Source organism: Pseudomonas sp. SMV7, assembly GCF_052041995.1.
In the GTDB taxonomy this organism is placed as follows: domain Bacteria; phylum Pseudomonadota; class Gammaproteobacteria; order Pseudomonadales; family Pseudomonadaceae; genus Aquipseudomonas.
The window spans coordinates 1-768 of the sequence record NZ_JBKGGT010000051.1 but is presented as its reverse complement, the minus strand read 5'-3'; the positions used below and the strand labels follow the sequence as shown (position 1 = coordinate 768).

Here is a 768-nt window from a genome sequence, read left to right as displayed (position 1 = left end):
CGGCCGCCGTCGGTGCTGAACGGGTCTGGCACGAAGCGTTCGGCGGTCAGCGCCGGGCGCTGGTGATAGCCCCGGGCCAGGCCCACGCCGCCGAGGTACAACTCACCGGTACTGCCGCGCACCGCCGGTTGCAGGCTGCCGTCGAGGATGTGGGTCTTGAGGTTGTCGATCGGCTGGCCGATCGGCACGCTGATATTTTCGTCCGGCTGGCAGGTCCAGTGGGTGACGTCGATGGCCGCTTCGGTCGGCCCGTACAGGTTGTACAGGCGCGCCGCCGGCAGGCGTTGCAGGGTCTGCCGGGCCAGTTCGGCCGGCAGCGCTTCGCCGCTGCACACCACGCGCCGTAGACTGACGCAGTGCTCCACCGCTTCATGGCTCATGAACGCCTGCAGCATCGACGGCACGAAGTGCAGCGTGCTGATGCCGTAGTGGTGGATGGTGTCCACCAGCAGTTGCGGGTCGCGGTGCGCCCCCGGCTGGGCCACGACCAGGCGCGCGCCGGTCATCAGCGGCCAGAAGAACTCCCACACCGACACGTCGAAGCTGAACGGGGTTTTCTGCAGCACGCTGTCGCTGGCGTCCAGGGCGTAGGCCTTCTGCATCCACCACAGGCGGTTGACCAGCGCCCGATGGCTGTTGCCAGCGCCTTTCGGGCGACCGGTGGAGCCCGAGGTGTAGATCACGTAGGCGAGGTTCAGCGGCGCGACATCGATGTCCGGGTTGGCATCGCGGTAGCCGCCCAGGTCTTGCGTATCCAGCTCCAGGCAG

General features: G+C 68.1%; 1 protein-coding gene. It reads right to left on the bottom strand.

Going from position 1 to position 768, the window contains the following annotated elements; all coding sequences use genetic code 11:
• The coding region (locus tag ACLEJP_RS25480; RefSeq protein ID WP_440810901.1) for an AMP-binding protein at positions 1–768 on the bottom strand (768 nt) is incomplete at both ends.